1 protein-coding gene is annotated in these 616 nt (G+C 43.5%); it reads right to left on the bottom strand.

The window, feature by feature from the left end; genetic code table 11:
- On the bottom strand, positions 1–497 hold a 497-nt coding region (locus tag KIV40_RS33070), incomplete at its 3' end, for an aromatic amino acid transport family protein (protein WP_375164941.1).
- Between the last annotated feature and the right edge of the window lie 119 nt (positions 498–616).

Genomic DNA, 616 nt, shown 5'->3' with positions numbered 1-616 from the left:
TCTTGGGTCATACCCGGAGCAAGGAAGGTCATGGTGATAGCTAAGCTAGCAAGCATCACAAAGAATAGCGCTCGGTTTAGCTTATCAATAACACCTGTACCACATGCCACTACAGCACCAGCAATCAAAGTGAACGCGATTTGTCCCGTAGTCGCACTGATGTTAATACCAAGGCTTGCCAATACCTGGCTCAGAAGATCGCCAGCACCTAAGATGTATGCCATCAATAGGCAGATAAGCAGGGCGTATAGTAGGCCATTGGTAATTAATTGACCTTGTCTACCTAGCGTTTTGCGCGCGATTGAGTTCAAGCCAAGGCCTCCACCAGCCTTGATTGTCGCTTCCAATAAAAGAAGCGCTGCGTAAGTGGTACCGAAACAGATCAGCACCATCAAAAGTGAACCGTATAGCAATCCAAATTGAGCGAGAACCATTGGAATTGCAAGCATACCAGCACCCAGAGCGGTACCAGCGATAATTAGGGAGCTCCCTATCATTTTAATATTCATTGTCTTTAACTTATTTATTTTGTTTTTAATAGGTGTACTTCTCTGTCATCAATCAAGATGCAAAGAAAATTCGAAAGAAGTTAAGCTTTAAAACGAATATCGATAGG

Source organism: Vibrio sp. D173a, from assembly GCF_030248475.1.
This window is presented reverse-complemented; position numbering and strand designations above follow the sequence as displayed.